The sequence below is a fragment of the Desulfocurvus sp. DL1XJH-121 genome, from assembly GCF_054819825.1.
On sequence record NZ_JBTVWW010000004.1, the window covers coordinates 31,311 to 51,043 of the forward strand.

A 19,733-nucleotide genomic window follows, 5' to 3' on the forward strand; every position below is an offset into this window, starting at 1 on the left:
GGCGGGGGCCCCTCGCGCATGGGGCGGGAAGGCGGGTCAGTCGGCGGGCCCGGCAAAGGCCCAGGAGGCCTTGCCGGATTGCTTGACCGTGTACATGGCCGTGTCGGCCCGGTCCATGAGGTCGCCGGGGGTGCTGCCGTGGTCCGGGTACAGGCTGATGCCCACGCTGGCGCTCACGGCCACGTCGCAGCCGCCCAGGCGGCAGGGTCTGCTCACGGTGCGTACCAGGGCCTCGGCCATGTCCATGGCCCGGTTCCTGTCCGCCGCGCCCACGGCCACGAACTCGTCGCCCCCGATGCGCGCCAGGGCGAAATCCTCCGGCGCGGCCACCGCGTGCATGCGCCGGGCGACTTCCCGCAGCAGCAGGTCCCCGGCCCGGTGCCCCAGGGTGTCGTTGACCGCCTTGAATCCGTCCAGATCCAGGAAGAGTACGGCCACGGGCCGGCGCTCCTGGTCGGCGGATTCGAGGATGCGGGGGAAGTGGTCGTCCAGGAACAGGCGGTTGCAGAGGCCCGTGAGGGCGTCCTGATAGGCCATGTCGTCCCGCGTGCGCGGGCCTGTGACGTCCCTGGCCACGCAGAAGTAGCGGTTGTGGCCGGGGGAGAAGATCACGTTCCAGTTCAGGTCCCTGAATACGCCGCCCCGGCAGCGGAAGCGGAAATTGATCTGGCTGGAGGCGATGTCCGAGGTGACGAGGGATTGCAGCTGGGCCAGAGTGCGTTCCCTGTCCTCCATGTGGATGAACTCCAGCAGATAGCTGCCCGCCAGGCGCTGCGGGGAATAACCCGTGGTGCGTTCCCAGGCCGGGTTGGCCTCGTCGAAGCAGCCTTCCATGTCCAGCACCGCGGTCAGGTCGTTGGACAGCGTGATCCAGATGTATCGTTCCGTGGCGGAAAGATACTCGAACAACGCGGGCTCGACGTCCATGTGCGGGAGCTCATTCATAGTCGGGCCAATAATCATAAATCTCAGTTTGCGTAAAGAGGGGGACGCAAATTGACTGGAAGGGATTTTTGCCCGCCCCACAGCGGCGTCGGCTGGTTTGCCAGGTTTCTGGAAGTTTTTTTGGGACGAAAAATCGCGTCCCGGATGGAGGCGAAGCGCGATTTGACCCAGGTCAAGGAAGGGCGCGCGCGTATGTCTTAATGAAGGAAGCGTGGCCGCGCGGCGCGGCCCCCGAAGCGAACCCAGGAGGAACACGATGAAGATCATGCGCGAGATAATCGAGATCAACGAGGAACTCTGCGACGGGTGCGGGCAGTGCGTGCCCTCCTGCGCCGAGGGGGCCCTGGCCGTGGTGGACGGCAAGGTCCGGCTGGTAAAGGACAGCTATTGCGACGGCCTGGGCGCCTGCCTGGGCGAATGCCCGCGCGGGGCCCTGCGCGTCGTGCAGCGCGAGGCCGAGGCCTTTGACGAGGAAGCCGCCATGGAGCACGTGGCCCGGACCTCCTCGCCCTGCGGCGGCTGCCCCGGAGCGGGCCTAGCCACCTTCGCCGCCCCGGACGCGGCCACCGGGACGGAGCGGGACGCCGCCCCCGAAAGCCTGCTCGGGCATTGGCCCGTGCAGATCCGGCTCTGCCCGCCCGACGCGCCGTTCCTGTCCGGCGCGCATCTGGTGCTGGCCGCGGACTGCGCGGCCGTGGCCCATCCGGATTTCCACCGCGCCCTGGTGGGCGGCAACGTGGTCCTGCTGGGCTGCCCCAAGTTCGACGGGGACTACGCCCCCAGGCTGGCGGAGCTGTTCCGCGCCTCGGGCGTGGCCAGGGTCACGGTGGTGCGCATGGAGGTGCCCTGCTGCGCGGGTCTGCCCGACGCGGCGCGGCGCGCCCTGGCCGCCAGCGGCCGCACGGACCTGTCCCTCACGGAGCTGGTGGTGGGCCGCCAGGGCGGGGTCACGCGGGCGCAGGCCGCCTCGCTGCAGACTCTCTGACCTGGGGGAATCCTTGGGCGGCCGGTAATATTCCACTATTGCGTGGGGGTGCCAAAACTGTATAGTTGAGGTTAAGAAAACGCGGCCGCCGTCGCGGCCCGAGTCCGGAGAGCGTGAACGTGGCAGGAAAGATCAATGTCGCCCGCAAGTCGGGCAGCACCATGACCGTGTCCATCGGCACCAAGATGCTCATCGAGCCAGCGGGCATGGGCGACCGGTTCAAGACGGATTTCGTGGGCATGGTGCGCGACGCCTTCATCCTGGTGCGCGTGCCGCGCATCCCCGGGGTCAACGAGTACCTCTACGTGGACAAGCGGGTCACGGTCCGCTACGTGCACGAGGGCAACGTCTACGGCTTCGAGTCCCAGGTCCTCTGGAACCAGACCACCCCCTACAGGCTGCTCTTCCTGCGCTACCCCGTGACCGTGGAGATCCTCAACCTGCGCCGCTGCCAGCGCGTGGACTGCTACATGCCCGTGAAGATCGGCATGGAGGAGCAGGGCACCTACACGGAATACGCCGGCATGATGCTGAACCTGTCCTGCGGGGGCTGCCAGCTGGTGCTGGACGTGGCGGACGGCGCCGCGCCGCCGGTGGCCTTGGACGCGCAGCTGGTGACCGTCTTCAGGATGCTCGGCACGGACCGGGACGTGAAGCTCACGGGCAGCGTGAAGAACATCAACATCACCAAGCAGCGCATGTACATCGGCCTGATGTACGGCGAGCTGCCCGTGGAAGTGCGCGACGCCATCGACAACTACGTGACCAACGTGGCTGAATTCCTGCAGGAGTGACGGGCTCCCGGCAGACAGAGAATTTTGGCCCCATGGGATTCCACGGGGCTTTTTTATTGATAATTCGTGAAATTTTCCGTCCGCGCGCCGTTGTCCACACGCCCGGGGCCGGGAAAGGCGGCGCGGTCCACATCGCCGGTGCCCGGGCGGCGCCCGGTTCCCGGGCCTTGCCGGCCCACGGCGCGGATGCGGCGTCGCGCCTGTCAACATGTCCGGGCAGGAATCAGGAGAATTCGATGATTATCGGCTTTTATGGGCGGTTTTCCCGGTTCTCGCGCAATATGAAAAATATTACAGCGAAAAACAAGATATTCCGAAAAAATGAAAAATAGTTTCATTCACATTGACGAGCGTGAGTCCAGTCCTTGCGGGGGGGTGGCCTGTTTTCAAGATGTGTATGAAATTGTGGAAAAATGGAATGTTTTGCACATTTTAAACGAACCTTCCGGGATGTCTGGATTTTTGCCTGTGCTGTTTTTTCCGGACCGGCCTTTACCTCGCCAAAGTTTTTGACTATATTATCTAGAAATTGTTTAAATCTTTGAACATACTGAAATCATTAGTTTTTTAAACGGCATTCGGCGGGGGAAGCCTCCCCTGTCCGGACGCGGCTTTCCGGAACGGGGCCCGGCTCCGGTCCCGATTCCGGAAGGGGCCGTTTTGCACGCCAGCCTGGGCAAGGGATCATGTCGCAGTATCTATCAGCTTGGAACAATGTACGCGGAATCGAGCGCATGAGCTTGTGCGACTGGCCCGGCCGGGCGAGCTGCGTGCTTTTCGTGGGCGGCTGCAACCTGCACTGCCCCACCTGCCACAACGGCGGCATGGCCTGGCGTCCCGCGCGCTATCCGGTGGTGCCGCGCGAGCGAGTCCTTTCCTATCTCGAACGGCGCAAGATCTGGCTGGACGGGATCACCGTCACCGGCGGGGAACCGAGCATCGTCGGCGACATCGCCGGGCTGCTGGCCGACCTCGGCCGCGTGGGGCTGCCCATCAAGATGGATTCCAACGGCATGCGCCCCGACGTCCTGGAGAGCATCCTCAACGCGGGCCTGGTCCAGGTCTTCGCCGTGGACGTCAAGGGCCCCTGGGACAAGTATCCCGCCCTCACGGGCGACGCCGTCAGCGCCGAGGAGGCCCGCAAGGCCATGGAGGGCGTCTTCGCCCTGGCCGAGAGGAGGCCCGAATCCTTCTATTTCAGGACCACCAAGGTCCCGCTCTTGACCGCCGAAGATTTGGATGCCGTGCGGGCCTCCCTGCCCGCAGGGTTCAGCTTAACGGAACAGACGTACGTGCCCCCCGGGAGGAGCCAACATGCCAAGACAGATCCTGAAGAGGGACGGCTGCCTCGAGACGTGGTCCCTGGACCGCATCGCGCTGGCCATTCTCAAAGCGCTCAAAGCCAACGGCATCAAGGACCCGCTGCTCTCCAAGCGGCTGGCGCATAAGGTCGAGGAAAAGCTCGCCGCCGTCGAGGTCCCCGAGCAGGAGCACGTCCAGGATCTGGTTGAGCAGGTGCTCATGGAGTCGCGGCTCTATTCCGTGGCCCGCAAGTACATCGTCTACCGCGAGAAGCGCCGCGAACTGCGCCAGCAGCACGCCGCCTACCTCGACGTCAAGGACACCATCGACACCTACCTGTCCAAGGCCGACTGGCGGGTGTCGGAAAACGCCAACATGACCCACTCCTTCCAGGGGCTCATGCTGCACCTCTCGGGCACCATCCAGGCCCGCTACGCCCTGGAGAAATACCCCGAGGAAGTGCGCTTGGCCCACGAACACGGGTATTTCCACATCCACGATCTTTCCTTCGGCCTGGCCGGCTACTGCGCGGGCTGGAGCCTGCGCGACCTGCTGCTGGAGGGCTTCAACCTCGAAGGCCGCTCCTGCGCCGGACCCGCCCAGCATTTCGACTCCGCCCTGGGCCAGATGGTCAACTTCCTTGGCACGTTGCAGAACGAATGGGCCGGGGCCCAGGCCTTCAACAACGTGGACACCTACCTCGCGCCCTTCGTGCGCCACGACGGCCTGTCCTACGAGCAGGTCCGCCAGGCCATGCAGAAGTTCGTGTTCAACCTGAACACCACCTCGCGCTGGGGCGGCCAGAGCCCGTTCACCAACCTGACCTTCGACCTGGCCCCGCCCAAGCACGTCGCGAAAGAGGCCGTGATCATCGGCGGCGCGCTCCAGGATTCCACCTACGGCGAGTACGCCGTGGAAATGGAGATGATCAACCGCGCGTTCCTGGAAGTCATGCTCCAGGGCGACTACCACGACCGCATCTTCTCCTTCCCCATTCCCACGTACAACATCACCGAGGACTTCCCCTGGGAGTCGGAGATCGGCGAGCTGCTCCTGCAGCTCACGGCCAAGTACGGCGTCCCGTATTTCCAGAATTTCATCAACTCGGACATCAGCCCCGAGGACGTGCGCAGCATGTGCTGCCGCCTGAAGATGGACCTCCGCGAGCTGCGCAAGAAGACCGGCGGCCTGTTCGGCGCGGGCGACCTCACGGGCTCCATCGGCGTGGTCACCCTGAACCTGCCCAAGCTGGCCTACCTCTCCCAGGGCGAGGAGGACTTCCTGGACCTGATCAGGGAATACGCCGAGATGGCGCGCGACTCCCTGGAGTTCAAGCGCAAGCTCATCAACGACAACCTCGAGCGGGGCATGTTCCCCTGGTCGCGCCGCTACCTGAAGAACGGCTTCGAGGGTCATTTCTCCACCATCGGCATCCTGGGCGGCCACGAGGCCTGCCTGAACCTTCTGGGCAAGGGCATCGAGACCCCGGCGGGCATCCGGCTCATGGAGCGGGTCCTGAACCATCTGCAGGAGCTGACCTCCGACTTCCAGGAGCAGACCGGCCACCTCTACAACCTGGAGGCCACCCCGGCCGAGGGCACCAGCTATCGCCTGGCCAAGATCGACAAGGGCCTGTACTCGGAGATCAAGACCTCCGGCAACGGCACCCCCTATTACACCAACTCCACGGCCCTGCCCGTGGGCATCTCCAGCGACGTGCTCTTCGCCCTGGAGCACCAGGACAAGCTGCAGCCCCTGTACACGGGCGGCACGGTGTTCCATACCTTCCTGGGCGAGGCCGTGGCCGACACCAAGGCCCTGAAGAACTTCATCGTCAAGGCCTTCACCAACACCAAGCTGCCGTTCCTCTCCATCACCCCGACCTTCAGCGTCTGCCCGGAGCACGGCTACATCCAGGGCGAACACTTCGAGTGCCCCACCTGCGGCAACGACGCCGAGGTCTACACGCGCATCGTGGGCTACTACCGCCCGGTGAGCCGCTGGAACCAGGGCAAGCAGGCCGAGTACACCGACCGACTTGTTTTCGAGGACGTCTGCGCCAGATAAAAACGGCGGGCATGGGCCCGCACGGGCATTGCATCGAAACCATCCGCAGGCCCCGGGAGACCGGGGCCTGCTTGCATTCGAAGGGCGGGGGGGGCATAAGGAGAAGATGATGAAACGAATTTTGGGCCTGGCGGCCCTTCTGATCATGCTGGCTGCGGGGCCGGCCCGGGCTGACGGATGCATCGCCTACTTCAGCGACGGCACGTCCCAGTGCGTGGTCATTCCCAAGGAACAGCAGTGCGTCATGCCCGACGCCCAGCACATGCGCGTCAGCGGCAAGCGCATCGAGCGCGTCGAGCGCGTGGTCAAGTGCCTGGGCCGGGACGGCGGCCTGGGCCGCAGGGGCGACGCCCCCGCGCGGCGCAAGGCGCCCAGGGGCTGCGAATGCGTGGTCAACACCGGCCACGGCGTGAAGACCTTCGTGCTCCAGGGCGTGCCCTCGGGCCGCTGCATGGACGAATGCCGCAAGCGCTTCGGCGGCAACGCGGCCCTGCATAAAGAGGATTGACGGTTCGCCTAAAGGCAGGCCGCCGTGCTTGCGCACGGCGGCCGAAGGTGGGTGGGAGCACATGAGCCTGTCTGGCGGTCCTCCGATGTGGGACTGGCGGCTGGTGGGGTGGTTCCGCCTGAGTGTTGGCTTTGGACCGCCTGGCCGGGGCGTCGTCGCGCCCCGCCATAAAGTGTAAATAATCCAGGCTGGGCGAGCCTCGCAACGGTTCCTGCGCGAAACGTCGCCTGTGCTCCCTGAACCGTCGATCCGAACGCATGGAACAAAAAAGGCCGCCGGGCATGCCCGGCGGCCTTGGTGCGTCTGGCTGCCGCCGCTAGGCGGCGGGGGTGTCCGCGTGGGGCGCGGGCTTGCCCAGGGCGAACTTCACCAGGAAGGCCGCCAGGGCCAGCACGGCCGCCACGAGACCGGCGATGATGGCCACGTCCATGGACAGGCCGAAGCCGATCTTGGCCTGGGTGATGAAGGTCACGCAGACCGCGGTCATGAAGGTCGCGGGCAGGGTGCAGATCCAGTGCAGCTTGCCGGTCTTGGCCAGGTACACGGCCGCGGACCACAGCACCAGCGTGGACAGGGCCTGGTTGGAGAACCCGAAGTAGCGCCAGATGGTGCTGAAGTTCTGGGTGGAGATCACGTAGCCGATGAGGAACAGGGGCACGGCGATGATCAGGCGCTTGGCCGCGGCCTTCTGGTCCATCTTGAAGGTCTCGGCCAGGATCAGCCGGGTGCTGCGGAAGGCCGTGTCGCCCGAGGTGATGGGCAGGACGATGACGGCCAACACGGCCAGGGTGCCGCCCACGGGACCGAGCAGGGTGTTGGAGACTTCCTTGACCACGGCGGCCGGGCTGCCCGCGGAGATCACGGCCTGCAGGGCGGCTGGGTTGTCGTAGAAGGACATGCCCAGCGTGGCCCAGATGAGGCCGATGACGCCCTCGATGATCATGGCGCCGTAGAAGACCATGCGGCCCTCGCGCTCGTTCTTCACGCAGCGCGCCATGAGCGGCGACTGGGTGGAGTGGAACCCGGACAGGGCGCCGCAGGACAGGGTGATGAACAACAGCGGCCACACGGGCAGGCCCTTGGGATGGGTGTTCACGGCCACGTCCATGTTGGGCAGCACCGTGTAGTCGCCGGCCATCAGGGCCACGGCCAGAGCCACGGTCATGACGATCAGCAGGCCGCCCAAGGCGGGGTAGAAGCGGCCGATGAGCTTGTCGATGGGCAGGATGGTGGCCAGGAAGTAGTAGAGGAAGATGAGGCCCACGAAGATGCCCGTCTGCACGCCGGTGATGCCCGTGAGCAGCTTGGCCGGGGCCAGCACGAAGACCACGCCCACCAAGAGGAGCAGCACCACGGAGAACACGCGCATGACCTGGCGGGCGGTCATGCCCATGTATTCGCCCACCAGCTCGGGCACGCTGGCGCCCTTGTTGCGCACGCTGAGCATGCCGCTCATGTAGTCGTGCACCGCGCCGGCGAAGATGCAGCCGAACACGATCCAGACCAGGCAGATGGGTCCGTACAGGGCGCCCAGGATGGGGCCGAAGATGGGGCCCACGCCCGCGATGTCCAGCACCTGGATGAGCAGGAGCTTCCATTTGGGCAGGGGCACGTAGTCCACGCCGTCCTGCATGCTGTAGGCCGGGGTCGTGGCGTTCGGGTCCGGGCCGATTATGTTGTCCACGAATTTGCCGTAGGTGAAGTAGCCCACGATGAGCGCGAAAAGGCACACAAAGAAATAGATCATCAGCGATATCCTCCAGGCTTTTGGCCCCGGATTACGGGGCCATTCGGCGCTGGGGTATGCCGCTTGCGGAAGAGGATTTCAACACGCTGGGGGCGAAATGCCGGTTTGGCGTGTTGAAACGTCGCCTGGCGGGATTGAAAATTTTCTTTTGGCCTGCGAAGCGTCGTTTGGGAGGTCTGAGTTTCGCCTTTTCCTGGACGAGACGTGGATCAGACGGCCTGGGGGTCCTGCTGGTTTCTGGGGATGCGCAGGGCCACCAGGGTGCCGCGCCCGGGGCTGGAGTGGATCTGCAGGGCGTAGGCCGATCCGTAGATCTGCTTGAGGCGGCGGTTGCAGTTGGCCACGCCGATGCATTCCCCGTCCCCGGTGGAGGCCAGGAGCTCGTCGGGCTTGTCCGCGGGCATGCCCACGCCGTCGTCCTCCACCAGGATGTGCAGCTCGCCGTTGCGGATCTGCGCGGACAGGGTCACTGCCCCGCCCTCCTCCAGGGCGCTGATGCCGTGGCGGATGCTGTTCTCCACCAGGGGCTGGATCAGGAACGAGGGCATGGGCCAGTCCTCGCAGCCTTCGTCCACCCGGATGTGGGCGTTGATGCGCCCGCCGTAGCGGGCCTGCTCGATGGCCAGGTAGGAGCGCACGTGGTCCAGCTCGTCGGACAGGGGGACCACGCCCTTGCCGCTATGCAGGTTCTTGCGCATGAACAGGGCCAGGTCCTGGAGCAGCTCCCGGGCGTGGGCCGAGTTGGTGCGGCAGAAGGAGGCGATGGTGTTCAGGGCGTTGAACAGGAAATGGGGGTTGATCTGGGCCTGCAGGCGGCGGATCTCCTCCCGCGCCAGGAGCCGTTCCTTGATCTGGATGTCCTCCAGCTCCAGCTGGGTGGAGAACAGGGCGGCCAGGCCCTTGGCGATCTCGAAGCGGATGGCGTCCAGTTCGGACTGGCGGGTGCCGTAGAACTTCAGCGCGCCCACTATCTCGCCGCCCTTCCTGAGGGGCACGATGATGGCCGAGACAAAGGGGCAGCCCGGGTGGTCGCAGCCGATGTCCGAGCGCTTCTTGAGGAACACGGGCCGCCCGTTCATGAGCACCTTGCGCGTGGAGCGCGTGAGGATGCACTTGCCGGGCAGGTGGTGGTCGTCCCCCGCGCCCAGGTGGGCCAGGACCTGGGTGGAGTCGGTGATGGCCACGGCGGCCACGCGCACCCGCGCGAATATCAGGCGCGCCACGGCCCCGGCAGTCTCCTGGGAGAGGCCGTTTCGCAGGTGCGCCACCGTGGCGTGGGCGATGGCCAGGATCTGCTGGGCCTGGGACGAGTCGCGCTTTTCGCGGAGCAGGCCCATGAGCTTCAGGGTGTGGGTGAACAGGGCCGCGCCGATGGTGTTGATGGAGACCATGGGCAGGATGATGACCTGCACCAGGGACACGGCGTCGGCAAAGGGCTTGGCGATGATCAGCACCAGCAGCATGTGGCAGAGCTCGCCCACGAAGGTGATGCTCGCCGCGGCCTTCCAGTTCACCGGGTCCGCAAGCTTGCGGCTGATGATCCCGGCCACGAGGCCCTCGGTGAAGGTGGCCAGGCCGCAGGGCAGGGCCGAGAAGCCCTGCAGGTCGATGATGTTGCGGTGCACGGCAGCGATGAGCCCCGCGCCCCCGCCCACCAGCGGGCCGCCCACCAGTCCGGCGGTGACCACGCTCATGGCGCGCAGGTTGGCCATGGACGACTGCACCATGCCTCCGGAGTAGGTGCCCAGGATGCCCAGGCCGCCGAAGAGCAGGATCAGGAACATGGTGTGCTTGCGCGTGGTGGGCCGGATGTCCAGGTTGCGGATGGACCCGAAGGTCATGATCAGGAACGCCGCGGCCAGGATCAGGCCGAAGCGTTCCAGAAGCGTGATGGCGAGGTTGAGAACGGGATCCATTACAGGCCCAACTGGTCCTTGAACATGGGCACGCGGCCCCTGCTGACGGTGATTTCGGTGCCCTGCTCGTCGTCCATGACCAGGATGTACTTGCCGTTGAACCAGGGCGAGAATTCGCGGATGCGGGCCAGGTTCACCAGGGCGCCGCGCCCGGCGCGGAAAAAGGCGTGGGGGACCATGCGCTCCTCCAGGCCATCCAGGGTGTTCACCCCGTGGCAGGGCCAGGCCTCGTCCCGGGTGTGGACCATGACCTTGCGCTCCTCGGTGGAGCAGAAGATCACCTCCGTGGGCCGGAGCAGGGCGATGCGCCCGCCGCGCTCCACGGGGATGCGGGTGATGCCCGGAGCGGACGGGCCGCTCAACAGGTTCTGCATGTTCATCCTGGCCCTGTCGCGGCTCTGGCGCGTGGCCAGGGCCTCGCGCGCGCGGGCCAGGCTCTTGGTCAGCCGCTCCTCGGTCACGGGCTTGAGCAGGTAGTCCACGGCGTTCTCTTCGAAGGCCTGGATGGCGTAGTGCTCGAAGGCCGTGGCGAACACGAACAGGGGCTGGATCTCCATGTCCATGCAGGCGGAAACCACGTCGAACCCGTTGCCCCCGGGCATCTCGATGTCCAGGAATACCAGGTCCGGCTCCAACTCCCGGATCATTTCCACGGCCTCGCGCGCGGAGCCGGCCTGGGCCGGGGCGTCCACGTCCTCGAAGGCCGAGAGCAGATAGGCGAGCTCGTCGCGCGCCGGGGGTTCGTCGTCCACTATGAGGGTTCTGAGGGGCATGGAGGTCTCCTCGCCGCCGGGGCTGAAGGTCTCGGTGTGCAACGGGGCGGCCGGACTTCGTCCGCTAGCGCCGCGGTCTTCATATGTCAAGCCAGGCCCCCGGCCCACGGGCCCAAACGTCAAAACGGGACGCTCAAATACAGCTTTTGCAGCATGAACGTGGGCAGGCGGCTGTCCCAGTGCCCTGTGGCCCGGGCCAGGGTCCAGGCCGCCAGGAACACGCCCGCGCAACCCGCCGCGGCCAGGGCCGGGCCCACGGCGCGGCCGAGGAACCGGGGGCGCAGGCAGTCCCGCGCCGGGCAGGCCGCCACGCACTGCATGCAGCCCATGCAGGCCGTGGTGTTCACGCGCTCCATGTCCTGTACGCGGATGCCCTGGGGGCAGGCCCGGGAGCAGGCCCCGCAGCCCGCGCAGGCCCCGGGGTCACGGTGCACGGCCAGGGGTGAGAGCAGGGCGACGAGCCCCAGGAGCGCGCCGTAGGGGCACAGGAACCGGCACCAGAAATTGCGGATCACGAGGCCCAGGACGGCCAGTATGCCGAGCACGGCCAGGGCCGCGCCAGAGGGCGAGAGGAAAAAAGCCAGCATGCGCGCGTCCGCAGTCATGTTGTAGGCCCCGCGCAGGAAGCCCTCCACGGCCGCCGGATTCATGCCGAACCAGGTGGTCCAGAGGAAGAAGGCCAGCAGCAGGTACTTGGGCGCGTCCAGGACCATGGCCACGCGGGGGCCGGGCGTGCGCGCCAGGCCCAGGGCGCGGCCCGCGCGCTCCAGGAGATTGTGGATCAGGCCCACGGGGCAGAGGTAGGCGCAGAAGCCCTTGCGGAAGACCAGGGCCATGGCCAGGGCGGCCAGGAACACGGCCAGCCCGGCCGGATGCACCGGGTCCCAGGAGCCGGTGCTCCAGAGCCTGCGCAGGCCCAGCAGTGCGCTGATGGGCAGGAAGGCCTCCACCGAGGCCGGGCGGGGCGTGAAGGCCTGGCTCCGGCCGGTGGCCCAGAGCATGAACAGCCAGAAGCGCCAGCCCACCCAGAGGCAGAGCAGGCTGAACAGGGTCTGGACCAGGAGACGGAGGCGGGGCGGAGTGGGAATTTCGAGTTTCATGGGCGTTGGTCCGCGTGGCGCGGGGCGGTTTCGTGGCTGGCGGGGTTTCGGAGGTATACCTTTTCAGTGCGCGGGGCAAGGCGTAGGATGGCCGCCATGGAGGAGATAATGCTTACGGAAAAGGAAGCCCTGGCCAGAGTGCGGGGCGTGTTGGACGATGTCGCGGCCCGCATCCGGGCCCTGGAGGCCGATTCCCTGGCCATGCTGGAAAAGGGCGACGCCGAGGCCTCGGCCTCCAACATGCGCGCCAAGGCGGAGTTGCTGGCGGAACTGCCGGAGCTGCTGGACCCCTTCATGTACGGGCTGGGGCCCGAGGCGCGCGGACGCGTGGAGCGGGACGCCGAGGGCTTTTCCCTGCGCGCCATGGCCGCCCTGGAGCAGGGCAGCGTGTTCTGGATGCGCAACCTGCTGTACGCCGAGGACCACGTGGAGGGCCGGCCCAACGACCTGGAGTTGTTCGCCGCCTCCCTGGCCGAAACCTCCTGAGGAGCCGCCATGAAGTATCCCTGTGAACGCTGCCCTTTGCGCGCCCGGTCCGAACGGAACCCCGGCGGCCTCCTGGCCCGCCTCTGGCGCTGGCACACGCGCTGGTGTCCGGGCTGGAAAGGCTACCAGAAGAGCCTGAACAAAGAATAGTTGGATTTTTAAACATTACATGCAAATTTGATATAGTATGTAATGCTAAGAAAACCATATGCAATTGGACCGCCGTAGTCGATGGCCCAAAGTTTCCATTTTTGTTGCCAACTGAATAGTTTGAACCAGTGTGTAAAGTACAAAATTTTGTCGAATTCAATTGATTTAAGGTTGTCGTTTATCGACGATAGTAATTTGTCTCTCTCTTCAGTGTTTTTTGACTCTGATCCGAATAGCTTTTTGCAACTGCGGTCTATTCTTGTAATTGCGTGAGCAATATTTTTTATCGCGGTACTTTGATTCAATGGTGTGGGGTCAAAGCCTATTTTAGAGAGTGGAAGTGCTTTATTATATGTTTCGCTTGATTCGCCTGAAAGTCTAAGACGCCATTTAGCTATGCAATTAAATCCAGACCATAGAAAGTAAATCAAAAAATATGCTGTTATTATTGATAGGCTGATTTTAATGTGTGAGTCTGTTGCATTTCTAAATGTGATATCGAATAGTTTCATGTCGTCTGCTTTAATGCCAAATATATTAATTGCAAAAAGAATAGAGCTTGAAAGAAGTAAATTCCTTCGCAATCTAAGAGTGTGGTCATCAAAGTTAATGAAGGGTTCATCAAGTTTTTTCTTTAGTTTCTCAATGTAGTCAGCGGTAGTTTTGTCTTCCATTGTTCCCCCCCCTCTTGAGTAAAGATTGACCAGCTATTTTATGTCCGGATCACCGTGTCCAGATCCACACTGTACTTGCGCATGCGGTTGTCCACAGTGCCGCGGTTGACGCCCAGGATGCGCGCGGCCTGTGATTTGTTCCCTCCTGCCAGGCGCAGGGCGCTGATGAGCGCCGCCCTGGGCTCCAATGGCAGGGCGGCGGATTCATTTATTCCCCTGGACAGGTTGTTGAGGCCGATTTCTTCGCCCCGGGCTTCCGGGGCGCAGGCCCCGGCGTTCCCGCCGGCCACGGCCGGGGGCAGGTGTTCCGGGGCGATGGGGCCCTGGTCGGTGATCACGCAGGCGTATTCCAGGGAGCTTTTCAGCTCGCGCACGTTGCCCGGCCAGGAATGGGCCATGAGCAGGCGCATGGCCCCGGGTTCGATGCCGCAGATCTTGCGCCCGGTGCGCCGGGCCATGTCTTCGAGAAAGAACTCCGTGAGCAGTGGGATGTCCTCGGCGCGCTCCCTGATCGGGGGCACGCGGATGGGGATGACGTTGATGCGGTAGTAGAAATCCTCGCGAAAGCTCCCGGCGCGCACCAGGGCCGGCAAATCGCGGTTGGTGGCCGTGATCACGCGCACGTCCACCTCCACGGGCCGGTGGTCGCCCACGCGCTCGATGCGCTTGTTCTCCAGCACCCGAAGCAGCTTGACCTGCGTGTTCAGGGGCACGTCCCCGATCTCGTCCAGAAAGATGTCGCCCCCGTCCGCCGCCTCGAAGCGGCCCTGGCGGTGGCGGATGGCCCCGGTGAACGCGCCCTTGACGTGGCCGAAGAGCTCGCTCTCCAGGAGCGATTCGTTGAGCGCCGCGCAGTTGAACTGCACGAAGGGCTTGTGCGCGCGCGGGCCCAGGTCGTGCAGGGCGTGGGCCGCCAGCTCCTTGCCCGCTCCGGACTCGCCGTGGATGATCACGGGCGCGTCGGAGCGCGCGGCGCGCTCCAGGATGGCGTAGAGCCGCCGCATGGGCGCGGAGTTGCCCACCATGCCGTGGAACCCCGTGCCGAACAGGCGGGTCAGCTCGTCGATGCGCCGGTCGCGCTCCAGGATGGCCGAGACGTCGGTCAGCGTCTCCACGCTGGCCAGGACCTCGCCCTGGTCCTGGAGCAGGGTGGCGTTCTTGACCACCTCCACTGTGGAGCCGTCCTTGCGGCGGATGCGGCAGTGCTTGCGGGATTCCTTTTCCGTGTCGAACAGGCGGCACCAATGGTCCCGGCCCTCGCGGATGGACAGGGCGCAGGCGTCGCAGCCGAGCACCGTGCAGGGCTTGCCCAGGAGCTCCTCGCGGCTGAATCCCGTGAGCCGTTCCAGGGACTCGTTGACCATTGAGATGCGGCCGTCCGGGCCCACGATGAACAGGCCCTCGCTCATGGTCTCGATGATCTCTTCCAGATACTGGCGCACGGAATCCTGGTTCATGCTCACCTCGGTAATTGTTCGACATGTGCTGAACAATATGCTTAACAATTGCCTAGTTTCTGTCAAGGAGCGGCAAGGCCCCGCCCGGGCCGTGCGCCGCGCGCGCCCTGTGGGGCGCGGCGTGCGCGGTTTTCGGGGGCTTTGGTATGCCTCGGGCACGAACCGTGCTATGGACTCGGGTGCATCACTGCGCGCGCCCGGCCCTTCGGGCGCGCCGGAGACCAAGACAGCAAGGCGAAGCTATGGATAGACGGACGGTACTCAAGACCCTGGGCGCGGCGGGCGCGGCGTTGGCCCTGCCCGCGGGCGCGGCGCGCGCCGCCGGGCCCGGGGCCCGGGAGGGGGGCGGGCGCGTTGAGCTGGCCACCCTCCTGGATCTCAGCAAGTGCATCGGCTGCGGCGCGTGCGTGGAGGCCTGCGCCGAGGCCAACGCCCGCAAGAAGCCCGAGCCCAAGAAGCCCTTCCCGAAGATGTACCCCTCGCGGGTCAAGGTGGAGGACTGGTCCGAGCGCCGCGACGTGGACGACCGCCTGACCCCCTACAACTGGCTCTACATCCAGAGCGCGGAGGTGGAGAAGGACGGCGAGGCGCTCACGGTGAACATCCCCCGGCGTTGCCTGCACTGCGTGAATCCGCCCTGCGCCAATCTCTGTCCCTGGGGCGCGGCCCTGAAGCAGGCCAACGGCATCGTGCGCATCAACGACGAGGTTTGCCTGGGCGGCTCCAAGTGCCGCTCCGTGTGCCCCTGGACCATCCCCCAGCGCCAGACCGGGGTGGGGGCCTATCTGGACCTGTTGCCGTCGCTGGCGGGCAACGGGGTGATGTACAAGTGCGACCGCTGCTACGACCGCGTGGAGCGCGGCGAGGTCCCGGCCTGCATCGAGGTCTGTCCCATGGACGTGCAGAGCATCGGCCCGCGCGAGGAGATCGTGGCCCGGGCCAGGGCCCTGGCCGAGGAGACCGGGGGCCATATCTACGGGCTCGAGGAGAACGGCGGCACCAACACCATCTACGTCTCGCCCGTGCCGTTTTCCGAGCTGGACGCGGCCCTGGACAAGGCCGGGGCCAAGGGCCCGGGCAGGCCGCATCTGAGGCCCGTCAAGGACATGATGGCCCGGGACGGGGCCCTGGCCTCGGCCATGGCCCTGGCCCCCGTGGCCGGGGTGGCCGCCGGGCTGATCACCTTCGTGCGCTCCATGAAGAACAGGGGAGGGGACGACGATGCGTAGGTCCCGGCTCTCCCTGCTCTGGACGCTCACGGCCCTGGTCCTGGCTGTCTCCGGCGCGGCCCAGATGCCCATCTTCAAGCGCTACTACATCGCCGACATTCCCGGCCTGGGCTGGCTGGCCCAATACTACCTGACCCACACCGTGCACTACGCGGCCGCCGGGGTCTTCCTGGCCCTGGCGGGGTGGTGGGCCGGGCGCTTCGCGTTCGCCCGGGGCTGGCGTTTCACGCCTACGGGCAGGCTGCGTTTCTGGGCCGTCCTGGCCGTCATCGGAACCGGCGTGATCAGGGTTTTGAAAAATTCCCCCGATGTGTGGTATGATCCCATGACCGTTCTTGTCGTGGATTGGGCGCACCTGGGCGCGGCCCTGGTTCTGGGCGTCCTGGCCCTGGTCGCGGCGCGCAGGAAGGAGCCTTACGTGGCGCGGGTCGGCCGGGGAGGCCGATGACCTTTCCGGCACGTGCCTTAGGGGTTATAAAGCACAGTGTTTGTGTATAGATAGGTTTAATCCCCTATATTTTTTCAGGGGAAAGTATTGGAAAAATCCCGGCATGCGTGTACGGTGGGCCGAAAAAACGGGCTAATTACTCGTAACTTATCGGAATCACACACTGCTGGGAGGAAAATATGAAGTTGTCTACTCGTAGCCGGTACGGAACCAGGATGCTCCTCGACATCGCCGAGAATTCCGACGGAAAGCCCGTCTCCGTGAGCGAGATATCCAAGAGGCTCGGCGTTTCGGTGAAGTATCTGGAGCAGCTCATCCGCCCCCTCAAGCAGGGCGGCTACCTGGACAGCGTGCGCGGCCCCAAGGGCGGGCACCTGCTGACCAGGGCGCCTTCGGAGATCACCGTGGGCGAGGTGGTGCGGCTGCTGGAGGGCGGGATCAACCTGACGGATTGCGTTGGCGACGGGGCGGCCTGCGGCCGGTCCGAGGACTGCTCGGTCCGCAAGGTCTGGGTGGAGGCCACCGCCGCCATGAACGCCATCCTGGATTCCATCACCCTGTCCCAGATCAGCTACGAGCACTGCGACATTTCGTAGGCGGGGGCGCGTCGCCCCCGCGGAGGAGACCGCCGTACCGCCGCCCCGAACCGGGGCGCGCGGGCGCGGCACAACCCAGGGGGTGCACGCATGACTGGACGAACGTCTTTGGCCCGCGCCGCACGAAGTGCGACGCTTGCGCTGCTCGCGCTGCCTGCGCTGATAGCGCTGCTTGCGTTTCTTGTCCTGGCCCCGCCGCTGTTCGCGGCCACGGACACGTCCAGGCCCGCCGTGACCAACGGCGCGGCTCCCGGGCGCAAGCTGGCCCGCCAGGCGGTCAAGGAGCGCGAGCTCTGGATCACCTCGGACCACGCCAAGCACGAGATTCTGAAGAAGGATTTCGCCTCGCCCGAGGAAGTCACCAAGGCCTGCCTCTCCTGCCACACCGAGGCGGCGGCCCAGTTCCACAAGACCATCCACTGGACCTGGATGGATCCCAATTCCTCACCCGACCAGCAGATGGGCAAGGGCGGGCTGGTCACCAACAACTTCTGCATCAACATCCAGAGCAACGAGGCCCGCTGCACGTCCTGCCACGCCGGCTACGGCTGGAAGGACAAGAACTTCGACTTCAGCGACCCGGCCAAGGTGGACTGTCTGGTCTGCCACGACCAGACCGGGACCTACAAGAAGTTCCCCACCATGGCCGGATACCCCGTGAAGGAGCCCAAGAAGTTCGGCGGGGCCAAGATGTTCTATCCGCCGGACTACAAGGAGATCGCGGCGAACGTGGGACGCCCCTCGCGGGGCAACTGCGGCACCTGCCACTTCTTCGGCGGCGGCGGCGACGGCGTGAAGCACGGGGACATCGACTCCTCCCTGGCCAAGCCCAGTAAGCAGCTGGACGTGCACATGGGCGTGGACGGCCAGAACTTCGACTGCACCCGCTGCCACACCACCACGGTGCATTCCATAGCCGGACGCATCTATTCCAACCCGGCAGCGGCCGAGCGCAAGAGCCTCCTGGAGGACGACCTGGCGCCCAAGATCACCTGCGAGTCCTGTCACAGCGCCACCCCGCACAAGGCCGGGCACAAGGCCAACGACCATACGGACAAGGTGGCCTGCCAGTCCTGCCACATCCCGGAATTCGCCCGCGAGAAGCCCACCAAGATGTATTGGGACTGGTCCACGGCGGGCAAGAAGAAGGACGGCAAGCCCTTCGTGGTGGACGGCCCCCTGGGCAAGCATTCCTATGATTCCAAGAAGGGCGACTTCCGCTGGGAGATGAACGTGGTGCCCGAGTACTTCTGGTTCAACGGCAGCATGAACACCGTGCGCGCCGTGGACAGGATCGACGACAGCTCCGAGGTCAGGCTTTCCTGGCCCGCCGGGAGCATGAACGACCCGCGTTCGCGCATCATGCCCTTCAAGGTGCACCGGGGTAAGACGCCCTACGACAAGGTCAACAAGACCATGGTCATCCCGCATCTCTTCGGCAAGGACCCCGCGGCCTTCTGGAAGAGCTACGACTGGGGCCCGGCCATCAAGGCGGGCATGGAGTACGCCGGGCTTGAGTATTCCGGCGACTTCGGATTCGTGGACACGTCCTGGGCCTACCCCACCACCCACATGGTGGCGCCCAAGGACAACGTGGTGGCCTGCTCCCAGTGCCACGCCAAGACCAGCCGCCTGGCCAACCTGGCCGGGTTCTACATGCCCGGGCGCGACGCCGTGGGCGGCCTGGACGTGGTGGGCTGGCTGGCCGTGGCCGCCTCCTTCATCGGGGTCTTCATCCACGGCGTGGTGCGCCTGCGCACGCGCAAGGACAGAGGCAGGGAGGACCAGGCATGACAAGCATCCGAGAAGGAATGAAGAAGGTCTATCTGTACACCCGGTTCGAGCGCTTCTGGCACTGGGCCCAGGCCGCGCTGATCATCGTCCTGGCGGGCACGGGCTTCGAGATCCACGGCACCTGGACGCTCCTCGGCTTCGAGAAGGCCGTGGCCGTGCACGACTTCTGCGCCTGGACCTGGCTCGGGCTGTACGTGTTCATCGTCTTCTGGCTGGCCACCACGGGCGAGTGGAAGCAGTACGTGCCCACCATGGAGAAGATCCTGGACGTGGCCCTGTACTACGTGAGCGGGATATTCCGGGGCGAGCCCCATCCCGTGCCCAAGACCGTGCGGCGCAAGCACAACCCCCTGCAGCGCATCACCTACCTGTCCATCTCCGCGCTGCTCATCCCCTTCCAGATCGGCACGGGGCTTCTCTACCTGTTCTACAACGACTGGCCCGCCCTGGGCGTGAAGGAGTACCTCAGCCTGGACGTGGTGGCGTTCCTGCACATGGCCGGCGCCTTCGGCTTTCTGGCCTTCATCGTGGTGCACATCTACATGACCACCACGGGCCATTCCCTGTCGGCCCACGTCATCGCCATGTTCACGGGCTGGGAGGAGATCGAGGACGAGGAAACGGTGCAGGACTGGGAGCGCAAGAACATGGGCGCATGACACAGGCATGCCTCCTCATAGGCAGGGCCCCGGGGAACGTTCCCCGGGGCCCTTTTTGTCGGCGGACGGGCGGGGCGGCGGCCGTTTGTTGTTCAATCGCCGG

Annotated in this window: 20 protein-coding genes; 13 read left to right on the forward strand and 7 right to left on the reverse strand. The window is 65.3% G+C overall.

Features of this window, described 5'->3' with window-relative positions; translation table 11 throughout:
* Positions 1 to 36 precede the first annotated feature (36 nt).
* Complete coding sequence (locus ACYYG1_RS04085; protein WP_461209008.1) at positions 37 to 927, reverse strand: diguanylate cyclase domain-containing protein; 891 nt, start codon at positions 925 to 927, stop codon at positions 37 to 39.
* 274 nt (positions 928 to 1,201) lie between these two features.
* On the opposite strand from ACYYG1_RS04085, the gene ACYYG1_RS04090 reads away from it, so the two are divergent.
* The 6 genes from ACYYG1_RS04090 (at position 1,202) to ACYYG1_RS04115 (ending at position 6,601) form a co-directional block, all read left to right on the forward strand.
* Positions 1,202 to 1,930, forward strand: coding sequence for an ATP-binding protein (locus tag ACYYG1_RS04090; protein WP_461209009.1), 729 nt, complete (start codon positions 1,202 to 1,204; stop codon positions 1,928 to 1,930).
* A 113-nt stretch (positions 1,931 to 2,043) separates the two neighbouring features.
* Positions 2,044 to 2,724 (forward strand): flagellar brake protein, encoded by a 681-nt coding sequence (locus tag ACYYG1_RS04095; RefSeq protein ID WP_461209010.1) that lies wholly within the window; start codon positions 2,044 to 2,046, stop codon positions 2,722 to 2,724.
* Between the two features lie 32 nt (positions 2,725 to 2,756).
* Complete coding sequence (locus ACYYG1_RS04100) at positions 2,757 to 3,056, forward strand: hypothetical protein (RefSeq protein ID WP_461209011.1); 300 nt, start codon at positions 2,757 to 2,759, stop codon at positions 3,054 to 3,056.
* 354 nt (positions 3,057 to 3,410) lie between these two features.
* Positions 3,411 to 4,172, forward strand: a complete 762-nt coding sequence (locus tag ACYYG1_RS04105) for an anaerobic ribonucleoside-triphosphate reductase activating protein (RefSeq protein ID WP_461209012.1) — start codon at positions 3,411 to 3,413, stop codon at positions 4,170 to 4,172.
* Complete coding sequence (locus tag ACYYG1_RS04110; RefSeq protein ID WP_461209154.1) at positions 4,096 to 6,093, forward strand: ribonucleoside triphosphate reductase; 1,998 nt, start codon at positions 4,096 to 4,098, stop codon at positions 6,091 to 6,093. The genes ACYYG1_RS04105 and ACYYG1_RS04110 overlap by 77 nt, the downstream gene beginning before the upstream one ends.
* A 109-nt stretch (positions 6,094 to 6,202) precedes the next feature.
* Positions 6,203 to 6,601 (forward strand): hypothetical protein, encoded by a 399-nt coding sequence (locus ACYYG1_RS04115; protein ID WP_461209013.1) that lies wholly within the window; start codon positions 6,203 to 6,205, stop codon positions 6,599 to 6,601.
* A 316-nt stretch (positions 6,602 to 6,917) separates the two neighbouring features.
* Here the strand turns inward: ACYYG1_RS04115 and ACYYG1_RS04120 are convergent, their stop codons facing one another.
* The 4 genes from ACYYG1_RS04120 to ACYYG1_RS04135 all read right to left on the reverse strand — a co-directional run bounded on the left by ACYYG1_RS04120 (position 6,918) and on the right by ACYYG1_RS04135 (position 12,137).
* Positions 6,918 to 8,348 (reverse strand): carbon starvation CstA family protein, encoded by a 1,431-nt coding sequence (locus ACYYG1_RS04120; protein ID WP_461209014.1) that lies wholly within the window; start codon positions 8,346 to 8,348, stop codon positions 6,918 to 6,920.
* A 209-nt stretch (positions 8,349 to 8,557) separates the two neighbouring features.
* Positions 8,558 to 10,264, reverse strand: coding sequence for a LytS/YhcK type 5TM receptor domain-containing protein (locus ACYYG1_RS04125; protein ID WP_461209015.1), 1,707 nt, complete (start codon positions 10,262 to 10,264; stop codon positions 8,558 to 8,560).
* Entirely contained in the window at positions 10,264 to 11,037 is a 774-nt protein-coding gene (locus tag ACYYG1_RS04130) for a LytR/AlgR family response regulator transcription factor (protein WP_461209016.1), read from the reverse strand. Before ACYYG1_RS04130 ends, ACYYG1_RS04125 begins: the two co-directional genes overlap by 1 nt.
* A 119-nt stretch (positions 11,038 to 11,156) precedes the next feature.
* The gene (locus tag ACYYG1_RS04135) at positions 11,157 to 12,137 is read right to left on the reverse strand and encodes a 4Fe-4S binding protein (protein WP_461209017.1); all 981 of its coding nucleotides are present in this window, start codon (positions 12,135 to 12,137) and stop codon (positions 11,157 to 11,159) included.
* A 96-nt stretch (positions 12,138 to 12,233) separates the two neighbouring features.
* On the opposite strand from ACYYG1_RS04135, the gene ACYYG1_RS04140 reads away from it, so the two are divergent.
* Both ACYYG1_RS04140 and ACYYG1_RS04145 read left to right on the forward strand, forming a co-directional pair.
* Complete coding sequence (locus ACYYG1_RS04140) at positions 12,234 to 12,623, forward strand: hypothetical protein (protein ID WP_461209018.1); 390 nt, start codon at positions 12,234 to 12,236, stop codon at positions 12,621 to 12,623.
* 9 nt (positions 12,624 to 12,632) lie between these two features.
* The gene (locus ACYYG1_RS04145; RefSeq protein ID WP_461209019.1) at positions 12,633 to 12,773 is read left to right on the forward strand and encodes a hypothetical protein; all 141 of its coding nucleotides are present in this window, start codon (positions 12,633 to 12,635) and stop codon (positions 12,771 to 12,773) included.
* 8 nt (positions 12,774 to 12,781) lie between these two features.
* Here ACYYG1_RS04145 and ACYYG1_RS04150 read toward each other — a convergent pair whose 3' ends face one another.
* On the reverse strand, positions 12,782 to 13,447 hold the full coding sequence (locus ACYYG1_RS04150) for a hypothetical protein (RefSeq protein WP_461209020.1): 666 nt from the start codon (positions 13,445 to 13,447) through the stop codon (positions 12,782 to 12,784).
* 38 nt (positions 13,448 to 13,485) lie between these two features.
* A complete protein-coding gene (locus ACYYG1_RS04155; RefSeq protein ID WP_461209021.1) occupies positions 13,486 to 14,904 on the reverse strand; it encodes a sigma-54 interaction domain-containing protein in 1,419 nt (472 codons plus the stop codon).
* A 242-nt stretch (positions 14,905 to 15,146) separates the two neighbouring features.
* Between ACYYG1_RS04155 and ACYYG1_RS04160 the strand changes: the two genes are divergently transcribed.
* The 5 genes from ACYYG1_RS04160 to ACYYG1_RS04180 all read left to right on the forward strand — a co-directional run bounded on the left by ACYYG1_RS04160 (position 15,147) and on the right by ACYYG1_RS04180 (position 19,630).
* Entirely contained in the window at positions 15,147 to 16,133 is a 987-nt protein-coding gene (locus tag ACYYG1_RS04160) for a 4Fe-4S dicluster domain-containing protein (protein ID WP_461209022.1), read from the forward strand.
* Positions 16,126 to 16,581 (forward strand): FeS-binding protein, encoded by a 456-nt coding sequence (locus tag ACYYG1_RS04165; protein WP_461209023.1) that lies wholly within the window; start codon positions 16,126 to 16,128, stop codon positions 16,579 to 16,581. The genes ACYYG1_RS04160 and ACYYG1_RS04165 overlap by 8 nt, the downstream gene beginning before the upstream one ends.
* A gap of 179 nt (positions 16,582 to 16,760) precedes the next feature.
* Positions 16,761 to 17,177 (forward strand): RrF2 family transcriptional regulator, encoded by a 417-nt coding sequence (locus ACYYG1_RS04170; protein WP_461209024.1) that lies wholly within the window; start codon positions 16,761 to 16,763, stop codon positions 17,175 to 17,177.
* A gap of 90 nt (positions 17,178 to 17,267) precedes the next feature.
* Positions 17,268 to 18,971 (forward strand): tetrathionate reductase family octaheme c-type cytochrome, encoded by a 1,704-nt coding sequence (locus ACYYG1_RS04175; protein WP_461209025.1) that lies wholly within the window; start codon positions 17,268 to 17,270, stop codon positions 18,969 to 18,971.
* Complete coding sequence (locus ACYYG1_RS04180; RefSeq protein ID WP_461209026.1) at positions 18,968 to 19,630, forward strand: cytochrome b/b6 domain-containing protein; 663 nt, start codon at positions 18,968 to 18,970, stop codon at positions 19,628 to 19,630. Before ACYYG1_RS04175 ends, ACYYG1_RS04180 begins: the two co-directional genes overlap by 4 nt.
* Positions 19,631 to 19,733 lie beyond the last annotated feature (103 nt).